Source organism: Furfurilactobacillus milii, from assembly GCF_009864005.1.
Taxonomy (GTDB): domain Bacteria; phylum Bacillota; class Bacilli; order Lactobacillales; family Lactobacillaceae; genus Furfurilactobacillus; species Furfurilactobacillus rossiae_B.
Map to the genome: position 1 here is coordinate 116,913 of NZ_WEZQ01000026.1, position 18,985 is coordinate 135,897.

20 protein-coding genes, 1 tRNA gene and 1 pseudogene are annotated in these 18,985 nt (G+C 45.1%); 12 read left to right on the forward strand and 10 right to left on the reverse strand.

Annotated features, from left to right (window positions below):
- The 3 genes from GB993_RS12270 to GB993_RS12280 all read left to right on the forward strand — a co-directional run bounded on the left by GB993_RS12270 (position 1) and on the right by GB993_RS12280 (position 1,831).
- The gene (locus GB993_RS12270; RefSeq protein ID WP_161001577.1) at positions 1–390 is read left to right on the forward strand and encodes an HIT family protein; all 390 of its coding nucleotides are present in this window, start codon (positions 1–3) and stop codon (positions 388–390) included.
- 153 nt (positions 391–543) lie between these two features.
- Positions 544–1,416, forward strand: a complete 873-nt coding sequence (locus GB993_RS12275) for an NAD(P)-dependent oxidoreductase (protein WP_161004509.1) — start codon at positions 544–546, stop codon at positions 1,414–1,416.
- Positions 1,417–1,558: 142 nt separating this feature from the next.
- Positions 1,559–1,831, forward strand: coding sequence for a hypothetical protein (locus GB993_RS12280; RefSeq protein ID WP_161004510.1), 273 nt, complete (start codon positions 1,559–1,561; stop codon positions 1,829–1,831).
- Between the two features lie 99 nt (positions 1,832–1,930).
- Here GB993_RS12280 and GB993_RS12285 read toward each other — a convergent pair whose 3' ends face one another.
- From GB993_RS12285 to GB993_RS13210, 7 genes are all read right to left on the reverse strand, one after another.
- Positions 1,931–2,734, reverse strand: coding sequence for a glycosyltransferase family 2 protein (locus GB993_RS12285; protein ID WP_161004511.1), 804 nt, complete (start codon positions 2,732–2,734; stop codon positions 1,931–1,933).
- Between the two features lie 215 nt (positions 2,735–2,949).
- Positions 2,950–4,584 (reverse strand): peptide ABC transporter substrate-binding protein, encoded by a 1,635-nt coding sequence (locus GB993_RS12290; RefSeq protein WP_161004512.1) that lies wholly within the window; start codon positions 4,582–4,584, stop codon positions 2,950–2,952.
- 28 nt (positions 4,585–4,612) lie between these two features.
- Complete coding sequence (locus tag GB993_RS12295) at positions 4,613–5,434, reverse strand: ABC transporter ATP-binding protein (protein ID WP_238331664.1); 822 nt, start codon at positions 5,432–5,434, stop codon at positions 4,613–4,615.
- Complete coding sequence (locus GB993_RS12300; protein WP_017261385.1) at positions 5,418–6,323, reverse strand: ABC transporter permease; 906 nt, start codon at positions 6,321–6,323, stop codon at positions 5,418–5,420. The genes GB993_RS12295 and GB993_RS12300 overlap by 17 nt, the downstream gene beginning before the upstream one ends.
- Positions 6,320–7,315, reverse strand: a complete 996-nt coding sequence (gene trpX / locus GB993_RS12305) for a tryptophan ABC transporter substrate-binding protein (RefSeq protein WP_161004513.1) — start codon at positions 7,313–7,315, stop codon at positions 6,320–6,322. The genes GB993_RS12300 and trpX overlap by 4 nt, the downstream gene beginning before the upstream one ends.
- A 424-nt stretch (positions 7,316–7,739) precedes the next feature.
- Positions 7,740–8,036, reverse strand: a complete 297-nt coding sequence (locus GB993_RS12310; protein ID WP_161004514.1) for a helix-turn-helix domain-containing protein — start codon at positions 8,034–8,036, stop codon at positions 7,740–7,742.
- Positions 8,017–8,139 carry a hypothetical protein gene (locus GB993_RS13210; RefSeq protein ID WP_347877359.1) on the reverse strand — a complete coding sequence of 41 codons (123 nt, stop codon included), beginning with the start codon at positions 8,137–8,139 and terminating at the stop codon, positions 8,017–8,019. Before GB993_RS13210 ends, GB993_RS12310 begins: the two co-directional genes overlap by 20 nt.
- Positions 8,140–8,723: 584 nt before the next feature.
- Between GB993_RS13210 and GB993_RS12320 the strand changes: the two genes are divergently transcribed.
- The 5 genes and pseudogenes from GB993_RS12320 (at position 8,724) to GB993_RS12340 (ending at position 13,249) form a co-directional block, all read left to right on the forward strand.
- Positions 8,724–9,128 carry a fluoride efflux transporter FluC gene (locus GB993_RS12320; RefSeq protein ID WP_161004515.1) on the forward strand — a complete coding sequence of 135 codons (405 nt, stop codon included), beginning with the start codon at positions 8,724–8,726 and terminating at the stop codon, positions 9,126–9,128.
- Positions 9,121–9,510 (forward strand): fluoride efflux transporter FluC, encoded by a 390-nt coding sequence (locus GB993_RS12325; RefSeq protein ID WP_161004516.1) that lies wholly within the window; start codon positions 9,121–9,123, stop codon positions 9,508–9,510. The genes GB993_RS12320 and GB993_RS12325 overlap by 8 nt, the downstream gene beginning before the upstream one ends.
- An 81-nt stretch (positions 9,511–9,591) precedes the next feature.
- A complete protein-coding gene (locus tag GB993_RS12330) occupies positions 9,592–10,461 on the forward strand; it encodes a DegV family protein (RefSeq protein WP_161004517.1) in 870 nt (289 codons plus the stop codon).
- Positions 10,462–10,750: 289 nt separating this feature from the next.
- A pseudogene (nagE, locus tag GB993_RS12335) lies at positions 10,751–12,740 on the forward strand (N-acetylglucosamine-specific PTS transporter subunit IIBC).
- Between the two features lie 92 nt (positions 12,741–12,832).
- Positions 12,833–13,249, forward strand: a complete 417-nt coding sequence (locus GB993_RS12340; protein ID WP_161004518.1) for an immunity protein Imm33 domain-containing protein — start codon at positions 12,833–12,835, stop codon at positions 13,247–13,249.
- Positions 13,250–13,332: 83 nt separating this feature from the next.
- Here GB993_RS12340 and GB993_RS12345 read toward each other — a convergent pair whose 3' ends face one another.
- Positions 13,333–14,589 (reverse strand): peptidoglycan bridge formation glycyltransferase FemA/FemB family protein, encoded by a 1,257-nt coding sequence (locus tag GB993_RS12345; protein WP_161004519.1) that lies wholly within the window; start codon positions 14,587–14,589, stop codon positions 13,333–13,335.
- A gap of 100 nt (positions 14,590–14,689) precedes the next feature.
- On the opposite strand from GB993_RS12345, the gene GB993_RS12350 reads away from it, so the two are divergent.
- Positions 14,690–14,777, forward strand: a tRNA-Lys gene (locus GB993_RS12350).
- 411 nt (positions 14,778–15,188) lie between these two features.
- On the opposite strand, the gene GB993_RS12355 is transcribed toward GB993_RS12350, so the two are convergent.
- Both GB993_RS12355 and GB993_RS12360 read right to left on the reverse strand, forming a co-directional pair.
- A complete protein-coding gene (locus GB993_RS12355; RefSeq protein WP_161001849.1) occupies positions 15,189–15,371 on the reverse strand; it encodes a hypothetical protein in 183 nt (60 codons plus the stop codon).
- A gap of 60 nt (positions 15,372–15,431) precedes the next feature.
- Positions 15,432–15,791, reverse strand: coding sequence for a VOC family protein (locus GB993_RS12360; RefSeq protein WP_161004520.1), 360 nt, complete (start codon positions 15,789–15,791; stop codon positions 15,432–15,434).
- Positions 15,792–16,018: 227 nt separating this feature from the next.
- Here GB993_RS12360 and GB993_RS12365 point away from each other — a divergent pair, with 227 nt between their 5' ends.
- The 3 genes from GB993_RS12365 (at position 16,019) to GB993_RS12375 (ending at position 18,684) form a co-directional block, all read left to right on the forward strand.
- A complete protein-coding gene (locus GB993_RS12365) occupies positions 16,019–17,572 on the forward strand; it encodes an ABC-F family ATP-binding cassette domain-containing protein (protein ID WP_161004521.1) in 1,554 nt (517 codons plus the stop codon).
- Positions 17,573–17,585: 13 nt separating this feature from the next.
- A complete protein-coding gene (locus GB993_RS12370; protein WP_161004522.1) occupies positions 17,586–18,188 on the forward strand; it encodes a pentapeptide repeat-containing protein in 603 nt (200 codons plus the stop codon).
- A gap of 211 nt (positions 18,189–18,399) precedes the next feature.
- The gene (locus GB993_RS12375; protein ID WP_161004523.1) at positions 18,400–18,684 is read left to right on the forward strand and encodes a LasU family protein; all 285 of its coding nucleotides are present in this window, start codon (positions 18,400–18,402) and stop codon (positions 18,682–18,684) included.
- The last annotated feature ends 301 nt before the right edge of the window (positions 18,685–18,985 follow it).

The window sequence follows — 18,985 nt, forward strand, 5'->3', positions numbered from 1 at the left end:
TTGGAAACAAAGTTTGAAACGTTACCTGGTTGTCCGTTTTGCGAAAAAGCGGATAAGGATATTATTCTGCAAAACGACTTCGCTAAAGCGTTTTGGGATATCAAACCGGTTAACCCGGGTCACACTTTAATCGTGCCACGTCGCCACGTAGAGAATTGGTGGGGATTGACTAAGGATGAGAAAAACGCCATCGATGACCTTGTTGTTCAAATGAAGCAGATTTTGGACGAACGTTACCAACCCGATGCTTATAACATTGGGATGAACCTAGGAGCAGATGCTGGACAAACGGTGTTTCATGCGCACGTTCACTTAATTCCACGTTACTATGGTGACATGAAGGTGCCAGAGGGTGGCGTTCGGAATCTGATTCCACGTAAGTTGAAATAAGTATTCGTTTGGAACTGAGAATTTTACGATAAGCAATCCACTGAATGAGGTGGGTTGCTTTTCTTTTGCAAAAGTCGTCATCCGCTAATTGACGTACCCCCGACTTGAGGACGTATACTGTGTCTATAAACGAACGATGCGAGGAGGACGAATATGAAAATTGGGTTTATTGGGACAGGCGTTATGGGCGGCGCGATTGCAGAGCACCTGCTAGATGCTGGCAATACGCTAACGGTTTACAACCGAACAAAGGCTAAGACTGACAAATTGGTCGCAAATGGTGCAACATGGGCATCCAATCCAAAAGCAGTTGCCGAACAAAGTGATGTCATTTTTAGTATGGTAGGTTATCCGCAAGATGTTGAAGCCATTTATTTTGACGATGACGGCATTCTCGAGGGCGTTAAACCAGGTAGCATCATTGTTGATATGACAACGAGTACGCCGACCCTTGCCAAACGCATCGCGGAGGCAGCGCCAGTGCACCATGTAACAGCACTGGATGCACCTGTTTCTGGTGGTGATATTGGCGCACTGAATGCCACTCTGACAATTATGGTGGGTGGTGATCAAGCCACGTTTGATAAAGTACTGCCGTTGTTTAATCAGGTTGGTAAGTCTGTCCACCGGTTTGGCGAGGCGGGCGCTGGTCAACATGCTAAAATGGCCAACCAAATTATGATTGCGGGCACAATGACAGGATTGACCGAAATGTTAGTTTACGCCAAGGCGGCAGGGCTAAACTTACCGGACGTGTTGGCGACCTTGAGTGCAGGTGGTGCGGATAATTGGTCGATGGACACGTATGTCCCACGGATTTTCAAGCATGACTACACGCCCGGTTTCTTTGCGAAACACTTTTTGAAAGATTTGCGAATTGCGTTGGATGAAGCGGATAAAATGCACTTGAACCTGCCAGCAACTGCTGCGGCCAAACAGCTTTACGAACAATTGGTTGATGACAAACATCTGGGTAACGACGGCACACAAGCGTTGGTCAAACTGTGGTGGGGCGAAGAAGCGTAGTTTTAGACGGAGATTTAAACGTGTTATCTTAACTTACCAACACGTTAGCAGAGACGTAAAAAGTGTGAAACGGGACGCAATTTATCTTATTTTTTTGCTTTCGGGTTAAACTGACAGCATCAAAAATAAGAGGGTGACCGTTATGGATAAAGATCCGCTAGAACACTTCGATTACACGCCAGAAACATCCACATCGGAAGAAAAAATGCCTGAGGATCTGCGTTTGTCAGCCCAAATGACGGGCCAACCCAAGCGTCAAGGCAACAGACTGACCACTGGTGCTTTCGTCGTGATTATGTCAATCGATGTGGTTTTATTGTTATTGTCATTAATCATGGGCATGCCGACTGTGTTAGCTATCGCCGTTGTCATTGCGATTGTTGATGTGGTGTGGGGAATCTGGTTAATTCGTTAATTGTTAGACAGTAGAGATTTTTTCAATTAAGAAAAAAATAGCCGTTTGATTTGTCTATTCACGAGCAAGTGATAGACGTCAAACGGCCATTTTAGTGGATTATTCTTTATTCTTAAACGCATCGTTCAACGAAGTTCGGTTCGATGCCAACAACTTTTGCAGTGACAAACGTAAATCTGATTCCTGAATCACATCGCTAATTTTATCTAGTGCGGCCATTTCGGAGGCGAACGTCTTGGCAGATAGGTTGTGACTAGCGCTGGTACCGTGGGTGACGTAATGGTACGTTTGGTACGCATCGTACCAGAAGACGTTGGCGTCGCGAATGTAAGTCACGTTGAACAATTGATCTTCCATAACGGAGAGTTCAGTGTCAAAACGCAATTGGCGTTCGCGGATGATTGACATGGAATAGCACTTGTTCCACAGAAAGCCACGAATGTCGCCACCCGGTTTGATGATGTCTTGCAGCATTTCGCCCTGAGTGAGGTGACGAGACAGTGGTTTGTTGACGGTGGCTTTGATCAAACCGCCATCGGCAAAGTACCCGCAACATGCCAAGTCCGCTTTTTGCTCAGTCATATTAGTAACAAAGTGACCGATATAGTCGGGTTCACACCAATCATCACTGTCAACGAAGCAGACGTAATCACCATTGGCCTCATCTAAGCCACGGTTGCGGGCTGCTGACACACCCTGATTTTCCGACTGGTGCAGCACACGCACGCGGCCATCGGCGGAGGCCCAAAAGTCAGCATAGGTGCCAGATTCGTCAGGGGACGCATCATCGACCAGCAAAATTTCCATATTTTCGTATGTTTGCCGACAAAGACTGGCAACACAGCGATCGAGGTAATCGACCGCTTTATAAACGGGCACGATGATGGTGACAAGTGGTTGCATTTGTTCAGCTCCTTAGGTTAATTTGACTGGTTCAATTTAATTTACTCATATTAATCATCGAAATTCGTGTGATAACTTGCTTCTAGGATACACGAATTTACACCAGACGATAAGCACCAAGCATTCAATGTTCAAAAAAACTACGATGAAATTGTCACTCTCATCGTAGCTTTTTTGAATCAATATTATAGTTACCGCTTCTGAATAATAATTAGCTACTTAACTTCGACTGATTTATAATTCCAGTTCAATCCGGCTGAGTTGTAAATGACACCCTTTACGTAGGGGCGTTGTAGGAATGGACCAGAACCAAAGTATGAACCAGAATACAATGGCAGAATGGCATAGCTTTTGACCAATGTTTGATCGGCTTTGACAAGGTTCTGAAAACGCGCCTCTTTATTCAAGGCGTTCTTGTTTGCAGAATCCTTAACGTTTTGGTCATAGCTGGCATTTGTCCAGCTCCCATTGTTATAAGGAGCGTTCGTGGTGAAGAGCGCAAACGTATAAGGATCGCTGTAATCTGCACCCCAAAGGGTTACCGTGGCATCATAGTTTTTGTCTGTCATTCGCGTTAGCCGAGTTTTGTTAGGAACGTTTGTGACGTCAACTTTAACGCCGGGGAGCTTTTGAAATTCTGATTGCAGAAATTCAGCATTCTTTTTGCCTGTGTCGCTGTCATCAGCAAGCAGGTTGAAATGGAGATCGTTAATACCAGTTTCCTTTTCACCTTCTTTAAGTAAAGTTTTGGCTTTGCTTAGGTTTTGCGTCAGCGCGCCGTTGACCGTGGCTTCTTTAGCAAAGTCAGTCCCTGTCTTCGGGTCTTTGGCTAGCTTTGGTGGCGTGAATGTCTTAGCCGGTGTGGAACCATCTTGCAAAATGTTGTTGGTGAGCTGTTTGCGACTGATGGCATAGGATAGGGCAGCACGAATCTTTTCGTTTTTAAACGCTGGCACCTTAGCCATGTTCAGAGAAACGTAAGTCACGGATGAACCCGCCCGATACAGATAATCTTTACTGTGTTTGTACTGGGCGACTTGATCACCACTGAGGTTGGCCATGTCAATCTTCTTGGAGTTATACATGTTGAGTTGCGTATTGGACTCTTTCACGACCTGAAAGTCAATCTTATTCAACTTAACGTGTTTCTTATCCCAATAAGTTTTATTTTTAACCCAACTCCACTTGGTGTTTGTCCCTTTGTATCCCTGTACACGGAACGGACCGTTATACACCTGTGTGGCGGAAGACTGGCCATATTTTTTACCAAACTGTTTGACAGCATGTTCGTTTTCCGGGAAATAGACCGGAAAACCGAGCAGGAGTTTGAAATAAGGAATTGGCTTCTCCAACGTGACAGACAGTTTATACTTGCCATCGGCCTTGATACCCAGGCTGTTCACAGATTTTTTACCTTTTTGGATGGCATCGGCGTTTTTCACGCCATCGAAGAGGTAGGCATACTGACCACCAGTCTTAGGATTGTTAGTTCGGCGCCATGAATACACAAAATCTTGAGCCGTAACCGGATCACCGTTTGACCACTTTACCCCGTGCCGTAGGTCAAACGTCCAGTGAAGGCCGTCTTTTGAAATTGTTGTGTGGGTTGCTAAGGCGTTTTCAGGTTTAGAATCCTTGCCTAGGCGATAAATACCTTCTTCAGTATTGGACATTGCCTCCAATGATTCGTTGTCCACACCGAGTGACGGATCAAGTGACGGCATTTCTGATGGTAGTGCCAGATTCAACTGACCTTTATGGCCGGAAGCGCCCTTACTGTTCCCGCAAGCAGCCAACGTTAATACAGATAACGCAGTGGCCCCCAAAGCGATTAGTTTTCGTACTTTCATAAACAATGATTCCCCCCAGAATGATGTTTTATAAATCTTCAAAGAAGTTGAATAACTGTTCCCGCGTGAGCTGTTTCTTTTCCTCGCCACGGACGTCGAACGTAATCTTGCCAGCGTTCAGAACAATCAGCCGGTTACCGTATTTCAAGGCGTCCTCTAGCCGGTGGGTGATCATCAGGCAGGTGAGGTGGTCGGCGGCAATTCTATCGTTAGTTGCCGTCATGAGTTGTTGGGACGTTTTGGGGTCCAGCGCTGCGGTATGTTCATCCAGCAACAGTAGTTCCGGTTTACTTTCAACAGCCATTAGAAAGCTAAGTGCCTGCCGTTGTCCACCAGAAAGACTGCCAGTTGCTGTGTTCAAACGATTTTCCAGATTGTTATTCATGGTTGAAGCCATGGCTTTGTATTCGTCGAGATGTTTGCGCAAACCTCGTGGCACGAGTCCACGGCGTTGCCCACGTTTGCTAGCTAACAGAAGATTTTCGGCAACGGTCATCCGTGGTGCAGTCCCTAGTTTAGGGTCCTGGAACACCCGCGCTAGAAAACGAGTCCGCTGTTCTTCACTTTCACGTTTGATTGACTTGCCATGCAGTAAGACATCACCTTCGTCAGCGTTCAAATTGCCACCGATAACGTTGAATAGGGTGGATTTACCGGCCCCGTTAGAGCCCAAGACGGTAATGAAATCGCTGGGGTAAACAGTCAGGTTCAGGCCATTTAAAATCTTCGTTTCGTTAGCGGTATGTGCGTTAACCACTGTGGAGACGTCTTTCAATTCCAATAGCGGTGTTTTGGTTGCTGTATCAGCGTTCACAGTTTCATTAGCAGTTGCATTAGTTGTTGCGTTCATCGCGAACACTCCTTTCAATCAGGCGGTCAAAGTGGAAGAACTTGCGGAACCGTGGCAACAACAGGCAAATGGCCAAGATAATGGCGGATAGCAAGTTGAGGTCGTTGGCCGAGAAGTTTAACTGGAGGACGATCAGTAACACGAAACGGTAAAGGATACTGCCTAGTGTGACCGCGACCAAACGTTGTGTCAGAGAAAGATCACCGAACGCCACTTCACCAATAATGATGGAAGCTAAGGCGATAACGATGATCCCGATGCCCATGTTAACGTCCGCGTAACCATTGTTTTGGGCAACTAAGGCGCCACCCATCGCAATCATGCCGTTTGAAATCATCAATCCCATAATTGTCATGCGGTCTGTCTTGATCCCGATGGAACGGGCCATGGTCGGATTGTCACCGGTGGCGATGAACGCTTGACCAAGGTTAGTGTTCAGGAAGAAGACAAGGAGCAGGGTGACAACGATGATGACCACTAAACCGACAAAGACACTGTCGAAATATTGTGGTAGTGAAGCTAAAAAGTCGTTCTTAAATAGGGAGGACTTGCCGAGCAAACTGAGGTTGGCGCGGCCCATGATCCGCAGGTTAACGGAATAGGCGGCTGTCATGACCAAAATCCCGGCTAACAAAATCGGAATGCGGCCCTTTGTGTAAAGTAATCCAGTAATTAAACCGGCGACCATCCCAACTAGAAACGCGCAAAGTGTCGCTAACAGGGGATTCATGCCACGGTAGATGAGGGCGACAGCTGTTGCGGCGCCGAGTGGAAAGGTGCCTTCAACGGTCATATCAGGGAAGTCGAGAATTCTAAAGGTAAGAAAGAGGCCAAGCCCCAGGACGGCCCATAGTAGGCCCTGTCCGATAGCTGATGTGATTAAACTCATTTGAATAGTTCCCCTTTCTGTTGTGCTTCTTTGATGTAGGATTTCGGAATGGTGATCCCTAGTTGCTTGGCTGTTTTAAGGTTGATGGTTAAGTCGCCGTGACGGACGTACTTGATTGGCGTCGTCGCTGGTTTTGACTTGTGTTTCAGAATTGATGCAGTCATGTCACCAGTCAAACGACCTAACTTGTACTGGTTAATGGCGTAGGTAGCAAGACCACCTTGTTTAACCATCGTGTCAGCTGCTGGGAAGACCGGAATCTTCTTCGCATTGGTGTTGGCAACCAGTGTTTGCATGGCGCTGGCAATCGTGTTGTCGGTTGGGACATAAACGGCATCAACCTGGCCGGCCATGGTCTGTGAAACTTGGTTCAAATCATTGGTGTTAGAGATGGAGTATACCTTGAGCGTGATGTTTTCCTTTTTGCATAGTGCTTTAAACTGCTTGTACTGCGCGGTCGCTGAATCATCGCTGGAAGTGTAGATAATGCCAAGCGTTTTCAAGTTTGGCGTCAGCTTTTTGATCAAACCGAGTTGTTGTTTCAGTGGGGCTTGATCCGAGACACCAGTGATGTTACCGCCGGGGCGTTTGTTGTTGGCGACCAGCTTGGCCCCTTTAGGATCGGTAACGGCACCCAAGACAATCGGTGTTTTCTTAGTGGCATTGGCTAAGGCCTGTGCAGAAGGGGTCGCAATTCCGACCGCGGCGTTGACGTGTTCGTGAACAAAACGGGCGCTCATGGATTGCAGGTTACTTTGATCACCCTCGGCATTTTGAAAGTCGATGTGAATCGTTTTGCCAGGGATATACCCGTGAGCCTTCAAGCTGTCATCAATCCCGTGATTGATGGCGTCCAGCGCAGGGTGAGTGAGTAACTGTAATACCCCGACTGTGGGTACTTTTTGTTGGGCCGCTTGTTCCTTACTTTCCTGGAAGTAGGCGACACCGAGAAAAACTAGAATAATGGCAATGAGACCATACATGCGTTTCATAGAAATAACTCCCTTTTCAAACAGAATGTGGTGCTGGCTAGATAGTGACTGACTTTGATGTGAAAGACGTTAGACTTCAACCCGAAATTGCTCATGCTCGGATACAAAAAGGGCAGTTCGCAATAATTGCGAGCTGCCCTAAAAAATAAAAACACCGAGCCCGCACAGGTTTTATAAAATCCGTGCGCTCTCGGTGATGAATTCACATCAAAGTTAGTCGGCACAGATACAATCGAAGTGATCTGACTTCAGATTGCATCCATGCAAGATGGTGGTTAAGCAATCTGATTACCGGCTTTGCCAAGTATTCAATTGGTTCTTAACGTTTTGACTCATCGCAACTAACTCCTTTTCTTAAGCTGTCTTTATGAAATCAGTGTAGAGGAACAGTAAAACTGTGTCAATAAGTTTTTGAGAAAAGTTCTCATTTTTGATAGGCGAGGGGCGAATTGCTGTCTTTACCAAGGCTTCGCAGAACTTGTTCCATGATTTTCATGCTTTCGTCAGTAAACTCCATGTCGCCTTCTTCGATTCTAGTAATGACTTTCTTAGAAATCCCAGATCTTTTGGCAAGCTGTCGTCGACTTAACCCCATGTTATTTCTTAGGTCATAAATTTCAATTGCGGCGTTGTCCTGACGTTGGGCCTCTTCAAAACCTTTTTGAAATTCAGGGTTTTTCATACGTTCATTGATGTAATCATCAGTCGATGTTAGTTTCATGATTTGCCTTTTCCTTCAAATATTGAAATCGTTTTTTCTTAGCTTGTGAAATTTCATGATGTGGCGTTTTCTGTGTCTTCTTTGTAAAACCGCGAACAATCAAATACTCACTTACGCCATATTGAAAGTAGATTGCTCTTTGAATGTTTGAACCCTACCTAGAACGAATTTCATACAAGCTTTTTTCAATCTTTTTAATCCATTTTTTTCGATTTGGCCAATTCTTTCCAGCAACTTGCTACTGTCATGTTCGCTTAGTGAGTTCAGAAAGTCATCAAATTCTGGTGTTTGTATAAAATGTACTGAATTTTTCATTTGTATCGTAGCATCTGAAGCACTAGCATTCAACGCCTTTATTTCGTCTTGAAACGCCCGCCACTAAATGGTTTTGCGACTGTTCCTTTAAAAAATGGAAGAAAAAAGGCAATACCCGAAAAATGGTTACCGCCTTAACATACGTAAATGATAGTCGAAATGTTTATTACATGATGGAGATTAAAAATAATAGTTACGTCTATCAAAATCAAATGAACCAATTAGTGTTCTGGTTTAAGTCACTGACCAGCAATAACGTCAATTCAATGTTGGCTTTGTTGAGTGCAAAAGAATCTTGTGATTATAAACTTGCTAAAATACTTAGATATCAGTAATCTAAAATGATATTCGAATTAAAGGAATGAGTGCAGTATGTACAAACGAATCCTATCAGTCGCTGGCTTTGCGTTTATTGGTGGCGCCTTACGCGAAATGCTAGAACTGTGGTGGCCGTTTTCAACGAATTGGTTTGGCACCACCATCTGTATCAACATTGTCGGGGTATTCTTGCTCGCCATGATCAACTTTTGGGTAGCAAACCGGTTTGCGTTACCTAGCCAGATTATCTTAGGGCTCGGGACTGGTATGATTGGTGCCTTTACGACATTTTCGAGTTTTTCGTTGGAAATCGTGAAGCTGCTTGATGATGGTCAGATTATGATTCCGATTGTTTATGTCCTCCTTTCCATTGGTGGCGGAGTGTTAGCCGCGTGGAGTGGTCAGCGACTGGCAGATCGTTTGCTAGGCGACCGAATGGACGGTGATGATAATGTTTAACTGGATTTCAGTAGCATTGGCTGGTGGCGGTGCGGCGATTGGTGCGACAGGGCGGTACCTTGTCATGCAGATGTCCCAACTAATTTCACACTGGCGCCTGCAACACAGTGGTCGCGTGCCATCACGATTTCCGTGGCCGACATTTATTATCAATATCAGCGGCAGTTTCATGCTGGGCTGGGTGATGGGCAGTGGTTTAAGCACTGGCATAAAGGTTCTTGTGGGTGCTGGTTTGCTTGGCGGCTTCACCACGTTTTCGACGATGGCTAATGAAATTGTCTTGTTAGCTCACGACCAGCGTTTGAAACTGGCCGTTTGGTACGGTTTGCTTTCGCTTATCTGCGGCGTGTTGGCAGCGGTGGTTGGTATGAAATTGAACTAAAACTGACAGCTACTTGGAAGGCCTGAAAAACCGAATTGCAGTATACTAAGGATAATACTTCGTGCAAAGTTGGGAGAAACAATGAAAATTGCAGTTCTAACGGATAGTTCGGCTTATATCAGTCAGACCGATCTCGACCGTTATCACATTTATGTTATTAATGACCCGGTGTTGTTCGGTAACCATGTTTATCATGAAAACGTGGATCTGGATTCGGCCAAGTTCTACGCGATGTTGAAAACGGAACATGTGACGCCAACGACGTCGCAGGCTTCGAATGGTGAAGTCCAGCGTGTGCTGGATCAAGTAGTGGCCGATGGGTATGACACGGCCATTATCGTTGGTCTATCCAGCGGTATTTCGGGCTTTATCTCAAATGTAGAAGCGTATGCGCCAACAGTTAAAAACATTGATGTGCATGTGTGGGATTCACGCATTGCCTGTTCCGGCGCTGGGAATCAGGTGCTATTGGCCGCTGCGTTGGCTGAAAAGGGACTTACCGTATCGCAGATTTTTTCGCGGCTGGCAAAGTTACGTGAAACCACCAAGGTGATGTTTGTGGTGAACGACATGCGCCACTTGATGCGTACCGGGCGAATCTCCAACGGTCAATCGCTGATTGGGACCATGTTGCAGATCAAACCGATGCTGGCGTTCACACCAGAAGGTAAGATTGTGGCGACCGGCCGCGAACGGCAAATGAAGCGTGCCTTTCAGACGATTCGGACGAATTTTAAGCAGATCGTGGCTGATGCAGGCTATCCAATGCGCGTCAGCATCGTGGACGCGAATAATCCCGAGTTGAAAGCGCAGTGGTTGGCGACGGCCAAAAATGAGTTCCCCGAAGTGACGTTTGAAAGTAGCATTATTGGCCCGCTGGTTGGGGTTCATACTGGTGAAAAAGCGATGGGATTCATTTATGCGCGTGACTGGCAGGCACTGGTTGATTAAGGTTGCCAATACAAATTGAAAAAGTGATTTCAGTAACGTGAAAAGCGTAATTGGTATAGACACCGATTACGCTTTTGTTGTACCGTTTTAAAACTGTGAAAGAAAAATTGGACTGAAAGAAAAAAGTTGAAAAAGTTTTCGTTGTTGGAACCAATTGGTACAGTTAGAGTTTGAAGAATGGTATAGGTCAATGCAGACGTTTGAACGCTTGCATATCAATTCTGTAAATGTAAACTATTCACATTGGTATAAAACAGATTTAGAGAATTGATATGGGAGTGCGATGAACATGAAGGATTACTTTCAGCGAATTGGTCGGTCATTGATGTTGCCGGTCGCCACGCTGCCCGCTGCGGCGCTATTGATTGGGATTGGGAACTGGATCGGCGGTAAAACAACTGTCGGTGTGTTCCTGGTTAACGGTGGAACCGCAATTTTGGATAATTTGGCGTTGCTGTTTGCGATTGGTCTGGCGCTAGGCATGTCGGAACGACAAGATGGTGCGGCCGCAGTGGCTGGATTGGTCGCCTACATTGTGCCGGATTACATGTTAAACCCAACGCAATTGGCGACGTTATTACATATGAAGGTGAGCGCTGTAAATCCAGCGTTTACAGCGATTCATAATAATGTGCTGATTGGAATTATTGCGGGACTAATCGCCGCAGCACTGTTTAATCGGTTCCATGAAACTAAGTTGCCGATGGCGTTATCCTTCTTCTCCGGCAAACGGTGTGTTCCGATTCTGGCTGCCGTGACAATGCTGGTTGTGACGCTGGGGATGTTATTTGTGTGGCCAGCCGTTTATGGCGCACTCGTGTTGTTTGGGACATCGATTGCTAAGCTTGGCTGGATTGGTGCCGGATTGTATGGGTTCTTCAATCGGTTACTGATTCCAACGGGGCTACATCATGCGCTCGCTGAACGCTGTATTCTGGTTCAACGTTGCTGGTATCAACGACATGGGTAAGTGGCTCGCAGGCACTGGTGTTAAAGGGGTAACCGGGATGTACATGGCTGGTTTCTTCCCAGTCATGATGTTTGGCTTACCAGCTGGTGCTTACGCAATTTACCGAAATGCCAAACCACAGAATAAAAAGAAGACTGGTTCGTTGATGTTGGCGGGGGCGTTTGCTTCCTTCTTCACCGGTGTCAGTGAACCATTAGAGTTCTCGTTTATGTTTGTTGCTTGGCCATTGTATGTATTGCACGCTATTTTCACTGGGTTATCCTTGGCGTTTGCGGCGGCAATGCACTGGACCGCTGGTTTTTCATTTAGTGCAGGCTTTGTGGACTTCCTGTTGAGCACACGTATGCCACTGGCGCATCTGCCATTGATGTTGCTGGTCCAAGGTATTGTGATGGCCGGCATTTACTACTTTGGTTTTGATTTTGCGATTAAACGCTTTGACTTAAAGACACCAGGCCGTGAAGACGACGTTGCGTTGGCCGATGATGACGCAATCGACGTGGTTAGCACAACAGATGATAAATACTTGCGTCAAGGCCGCCGCATCTGGGCAGCAATTGGCGGTAAAGATAATATTCAACAGATGGGTAACTGTACGACCCGATTACGTTGGAAGTTAAACGACACTGGCAAGATTGATCAGCCGGCAATTAAAGCTGCTGGGGTGCCAGCGGTTAACGTGTTGGACAAACACAATGTGCAGATTATCGTTGGCACCGAAGTTCAGTTTGTGGAAGATGCACTGGAATCCATCTATCGCGGTGAAGTACCAGCGGTTGCGACGACTGGTGTGGATGAGACCGCTGGTAACGCTGTCGATGTGCTCACACCAACGGATGACGCAGAGACAACCACGACAACGTTTGCCGCAGTTGCGACGGGCCGGTTGGTCAAACTGAGTGATGTGGCGGATGATACGTTTGCTGGCAAGGTACTGGGTGACGGGTATGCCGTTGAGCCAAGTGCAAACACAATTGTTAGTCCGGTGGCTGGCAAACTGACGATGGTCTTCCCAACTAAGCATGCGTTTGGTGTTACGACAGCTAGTGGTCTGGAGATTCTGGTTCACGTAGGGATCAACACCGTTGAACTGGATGGCAAACCATTTGAAGTGTTGGCAACGGTCGGTGATGAATTAACAGCAGGGCAGCCTGTGTTGGACGCAGATATTCAAGCCATTCGGGATGCTGGCAAACACGCCACGACGATGGTTGTCGTGACCAATATGGATCATGTTGCCGACGTTCAGGTAGATGCTGTGAAGAATGTCGACGCTGGTGATGACGTGGCTGCCGTTAAGAGTCACTAAACTGTCATTTGAAAGTCACTGTAACTTTGCTGGCGGAATGCGTATACTGGTGGAAAGAGTAATGCCGAAACGCATTTTTAGGGGGAAGTCACGTGGCAGATAATGAACATGATATTGTTGCGAAACCATTGAAAAACTCGGGTGCCAGCTTGGTATCCAACACGATTTTACAGGGCAAGGGGCCACTGAAGTATGCGATTCGTGAAGACGCTGTCGCAGATGCCGATAATGGCTGGCGATTCTTTGCGGAGAATGATACAGATCCATTGAGTACAGAGATGACGCCGATTGATTTCAACCTGATTTTACAGATGCAACCAGCCGTGTTTGGCATCTACGAATACCCAGCAGGCAGCACCCTGCAACTCGTCGTGTCACCAGACGGCGCCGCACAGTGGTGGGATAATGATTTGGAGCACCCTGTTAAAGTGCGGGCACCAAAGGCAGAAGAGTTGGCGGATGATGCGCCAGATGATGACAACTCTGATGACGCAAATGAAACAAAATAATGCAAAAAAATTCACCAGTCACAGTGTTTCGCTAAGATACTTGCGAAATTAATTGTGATTGGTGACTTTTTTGTCTGACGGGATTAGTCGCGACCAAGAACGTGTTGCAGGGTAGTGATGCACTTATATAACACTGGTCGAACAGGTCGCTCAAAGACACCGACTGTTTCAAAGGTTGACCCGTCAAAGCCTTGTTTGAAACGCAGAACGCCATCGTGACCGTCGAAGGTACCGGTAACGTTGTAGAAATTATAGTTTGTGATGTGTTTTTGCACACCCATGGTTAACATGTGGTCTTGAATCACATAGGGTGCCAAGAAAATCTTGAAATCTTCATTGGTAAAGCTAAAGTCATACGCAATTTCTTGAGGTTGGATGATAAACATTGCGCCTGCGGGTACCGCGACGCCACCATATTGCGCACGTAAGTCCTCGGCAATTTTGATGTGTTTTTCATGTGGTGCGATTTGTTTTTCAAACTGAGCTTTTTTAGTTTTATGCGACTTACTGTCAGGGTACTCAACGAGGGCCGCGTCTTCCTTGGCAATATTTTCCTGGATCTTCCGAATGGTGTCTTGTTGTTCACGAATGAAGTCAGGTAAATTTAGTTCGGCAAAGATGAATTTAATGTTATCACCATATCTCTTATAACATTTTTGATAGAAATCTAGCGGCTTGTCCTTAAATCCGCGTCGTTTGGCAGTTGCCGTCGTGTACTTTTGAAATTGACCAAGTTCGTCGTAACCAATCTGACGAAGTTTGACACCATACGCAGGAGCCTTCTTTAAGGCTGATTTAACGGGCTTGCGATATGACTTGCGTAACGTTTCTTCCGTAAGGTCGCTAAGCGGTTTAATGAATTGGTAGCCCAGTGAGATTTTAGAAAAGTGACCATCGTCTCCGACTGGTGTAACCGGCGTGTAAGAGAAACCGGCTGCTTTTAAGTCTGGCACCGTGTTTTCATGCATCTGCTTAACGACATGACCATCATCGGCGAATTGCTTAACAAATTCTCTGGGTAGCCAGCGCAGCAAAAGTCCCTTTTTAGCCTTACAGTACGCGGTCATCTGATCGGCAAAGAAGCTAACCAACGCTTTGTCATCATAATCCATTAATGGGCCAGCGGTTACTTCGAATAAGTAGCCCACGCGTAATTTCCGTTGACTGTACATTGCTGCAGCGATGAGCGTGCCATCATCGTTTGTAACGCCCACAAAACCAGTTTCCGCGCCTCGCTCTGACAAAACTTCCGCTTGATACTTTGTTTGATAAAAAGTTCCCTGTGGATGCTTTGCTTCAAATTTCATGAATTCATCTGCTGATACCTGTTTGAACTGCATTGTAATCCCCCGTGGTTCTTTATATGTTCATTTACTTTACCATTATATGCTAAAAAGTTTTGCAACAATAATAATATTGTGATAAGTTATTAACTGTTGTGGAGAGTTACTCAAGTCTGGTTGAAGAGAAATGTTCTTTTGAATGTTAGGTCACTCGTGGCGCGGGGGTTCAAATCCTTCACTCTCCTTATATAGTAAAAGCATCAAGACATTTTTGTCTTGATGCTTTTTTGTAAACAGAGAAGAAAAGCGATTCGATTAGGTGTTAAGTGGATAAGGATGGTGAGCCAGCAACCGCTCATTGGTTGTGATTATCCAAATCATTGCGTTACTTATGTAATGATGGCGTAAAAAAAGCTCTCGAAAACTTTGACCAGTCGGACAGGGCTTAATTTGTGCTATTTGAATTAAACTTCGAAAACGGGCCACCGCTCTTAAAGCGGCAACTGAGGGGATATCGGTGTACCAGCACCGATAACCTTTTTTCTACACACATATTTTACCACAAAGGCTTACTTTAGGAATCGTAATAACATTTAAACGCGAATCAAAGCTGTCGGTCTGACGATGACGATTAACATAACAGCTATCAGTCAAACTTACTTTTGGTGATCTTCAGCCCACTTACCATGGCGAATACTAATTGCCATGTAAAGCACAAAAGCAATTGTGGTTGCACGAGCTAGCATACGACCACCCTTACTTCGGGTATTGAAATCATATCCCCATCCGAAACGACGTGGTTTGAACAAGCGATGGTAATCGTGTTTAACTGGTTTCATAAATACGTTCCTCCTTATCGCGAGTGACGAACAATGAACAGCAACTTTACTAACTCAATTCTACTTGGCGCGCTCCAAAATTTCGATTAAATTGCCTTCAAAATCGTTAATATAAATGGCTTGAAGATCGCCATCCGGTGTCGGTCCAGCGATAATGGGCACCCAGTAATTTTGTAAGTGACTGATAACATCCTTGATCCGGTCATGAGCGTGAAGAATGAAATCTGGGTGGGCAACATCTTTGTGGGCTTCATGTTCGGGCACAGTAATGAAAGTCAGTGGTTTGCCAGCTACTGTGACCGTTTCAGTGCCGTCAGGTAGGACATCATCTGGCATGTCGAAGACCTCGTGATAAAAACGCCAAGCACGTTGTGGATCGCTAACGTTAATTTGATACTGACTGATGGTGCGCACATTCATGGCGGAAGCCTCCCAATAATTATTCTATATCGATTGTAGCATACGCCACGTTGGTAAAAGACCTCGCGAGTGTGTTATATTATTAAATACTGTATATATGAATAAGACTGTGTCAAACGGTCGCTGGATAAAATTAAAAGCGTGATTTAAAGGGCCGGGATGGACGTTTTGGACATGCCGGTTTTCTATCGGACACAGCACGACTAAGGGAAAAAGAGAGTAACGAAATGAGTTTGTTAGAAGTATCTGGTTTATCGATGAGCTTCGCCGATAAAAACTTATATGAAGATGCCAGCTTTCAATTAGAGAAAGGCGAGCATCTCGGGATTGTCGGGCAGAATGGTGCCGGTAAATCAACATTGATTAAAATTTTAACGGGTACGGTGTTACCTGTTGAAGGTAGCATTAAGTGGCAAAAGAATATTCGTATTGGGTACTTGGACCAGTACGCCGACATTCCGGATGGGATGACGCTGATTCAATTTTTGCACACGGCTTATGCTGATTTGTACGCTATGGACGAGCAAATGCAGAAGTACTACGCAGATTATGCTGAATCCATGGATGACAAGTTACTGGAAAAGGCTGGTCGAATTCAGGACGAACTGGCAGCGCGAAACTTTTACGAAGTTGAAACGGAAATTGAACGGGTTATCAGTGGTTTAGGGCTGAACGAAATCGGCAAGGACCACGTGGTTTCAGAAATGTCCGGTGGGCAACGGTCAAAGATTATTTTGGCTAAGTTGTTGCTGGAAAATCCTGATGTCATTCTGTTGGATGAACCGACTAACTACTTGGATGTTTCGCACATTCAGTGGTTGGAAGATTATCTGAATGGCTTTGAAGGTGCCGCAATGGTCATTTCACATGACTATGACTTCTTGGAAGCTGTGACAAACGCCATCTGTGACGTTTCGTTTGGTCAGATCACGAAGTATCGTGGTAGCTTCAAGAAGGCCATGAAGCAGAAGGAAGAGAAGCGTGAGGCGCAAGAAAAGGCTTACGAGAAACAGCGTGTCGTGATCGAAAAGAACGAAAAGCTGATTTCCAAGTTTAAAGCCGGTTCACACTCTAACTTGGCCAAATCGCGTGAGAAGATGCTGAAACATATGGATCGGATCGATCCACCGTCAGATGCATTGCAAGCGCGTTTCGACTTTCCATATTTGGACACGGGTTCACAAAATGCGTTGGTGGTACGCAAAATATCTGTTGGATATGAGCATCCACTGTTAGCACCCGTGACATTTACGCTGGGTACTGGTCAGAAGATTGCGTTTGCCGGGTTCAATGGGGTCGGTAAATCGACCTTGATTAAGTCCATTCTCGGTCAACTGAAGCCATTGTCTGGTGAAGCTGAGTTCTCGCCATCTGCCAAAGTTAACTACTTCAGCCAGGATTTGGTGTGGGACGACGATAGCAAGACGCCTTTGCAAATCATTCAGGATGAATTCCCAACGATGTTGCCGAAAACGATTCGGACTAAACTGGGTGCGGCTGGGATTAACGCGGCTAACGTCATGAAGCCGATGAATCTGCTTTCTGGTGGTGAACAAACGAAAGTCAAGCTGGCTGTCATGGAATTGACACCATCAAACTTCCTAATCATGGATGAACCGACCAACCATTTGGATGATGAAACGAAACATGCGTTGGCTGATGCCCTGAACAAGTTCCGGGGCAATCTGATCATGGTTAGCCATGAGGAAGGTTTTTACGATGACTGGATTGATGAAGTGCTGAACGTTGAAAAACTGAGTTTACGGAAGTCAGATAAGTAGATAGGAGTCAGAAATGACAGACACAATTATAGTCGAGGGCCAAACATTGTCGTTGGATGATGTAGAACCGGATCACCATTATGTGAAGTGTCATTTCACAGTTTCCAATGCGCCGATTCGGTTGATGGATGTGAGCTTTGACCACTGCACGTTTGATCAAACAAACTTTGATAATGGTGATTTTAGCCGCGTAACGTGGACGCACAGTCAGTTTTTAAATGCGACTTGGCGTGAGACGAGTTGGTTCGATTGCAACCTGAAGAGTTTACAGTTAGCGGGCAGTGATTTTAGCGAATCCGTGATGAAGAACACCACATTTGACGCCTGCAAACTAACATACGCAAACTTCAGCGAAATGCGCGTGGAAAACAGTAAATTTTTAAATTGCGATCTGTTAGAAAGTGCGTTTCAAGCCGTCCGAGCTAAGAAAACCGTTAAGTTCGATGGCTCACGACTAACTGGGGCCGATTTTGTCGAAACACGGTTGAAGGGTTTCGACTGGCATGAGGCGGAGTTTGACACGTTGAGTATGAGCGCCAACTTAGCTAGCGGACTGGTTGTGAGTCAGTATCAAGCTGCTCAGTTAATTGGGATGTTTGGGATTGAAGTTAAATAAATGAAGTCGCCAAATCACACGGAAAGCGTGGTTTGGCGATTTTTTAGACTAATTTTCAAATTTTTTTGTTGCGGTTATATCGGAAATGATAGTTTTCAAGCTTAGATAAATGACAGATATAAATGTGTAAGATAAAATATGATTATAAAATCATAGCATTAAAGTTATTATCACGGATTAGCGCTGGCTATAGAACAAAGGGGATATTAAGATGAAAAAGACAATATCCATCGTTCCAACAATTATCGCTTTATTTATAGTTGGAATTCTACCCTTTATCTCAAAAATGAACGAAGTGCTCAAAAGCACGATTACAGCTTATACGTTGTTCGGTCTAGCAGGTTACAGTTTTTTACTCGTTTTTTTATATTGTATGCAGAACGCCTATCAAGCAAAAAATAAGCTGAATAGAAATGAAAAACTGTATGTTGGCTATTTTGTGATTTTGTTGACCGGATTAACTTTGTTTGGATTAACTTCGATGTTTTATCAGTAAACTGCTAAACATGATTATTAGTTAAAAGTCGTACAATTCCAAATTGTAGTAAATGCCAAAGGGTCAGGTTATATTCATTTTCAAAACAAATATAATTTCGACGAACAAAGATAGTTTCAATTTACGCTGCTTAAGGTCGTGTTTTCTAAATAAAGCATAGCAAACGAGCAATTTTGTCCGTTTGCTATGCTTTATTTAGTGTTAAGGTAGATTGTAAAATTAATCCGAACGCTGTTCGGACAAAAAAGATCAGCTTCCTTTAAAATGGTGTTTACCACAAACCCATTTTTTAGGAGCTGAT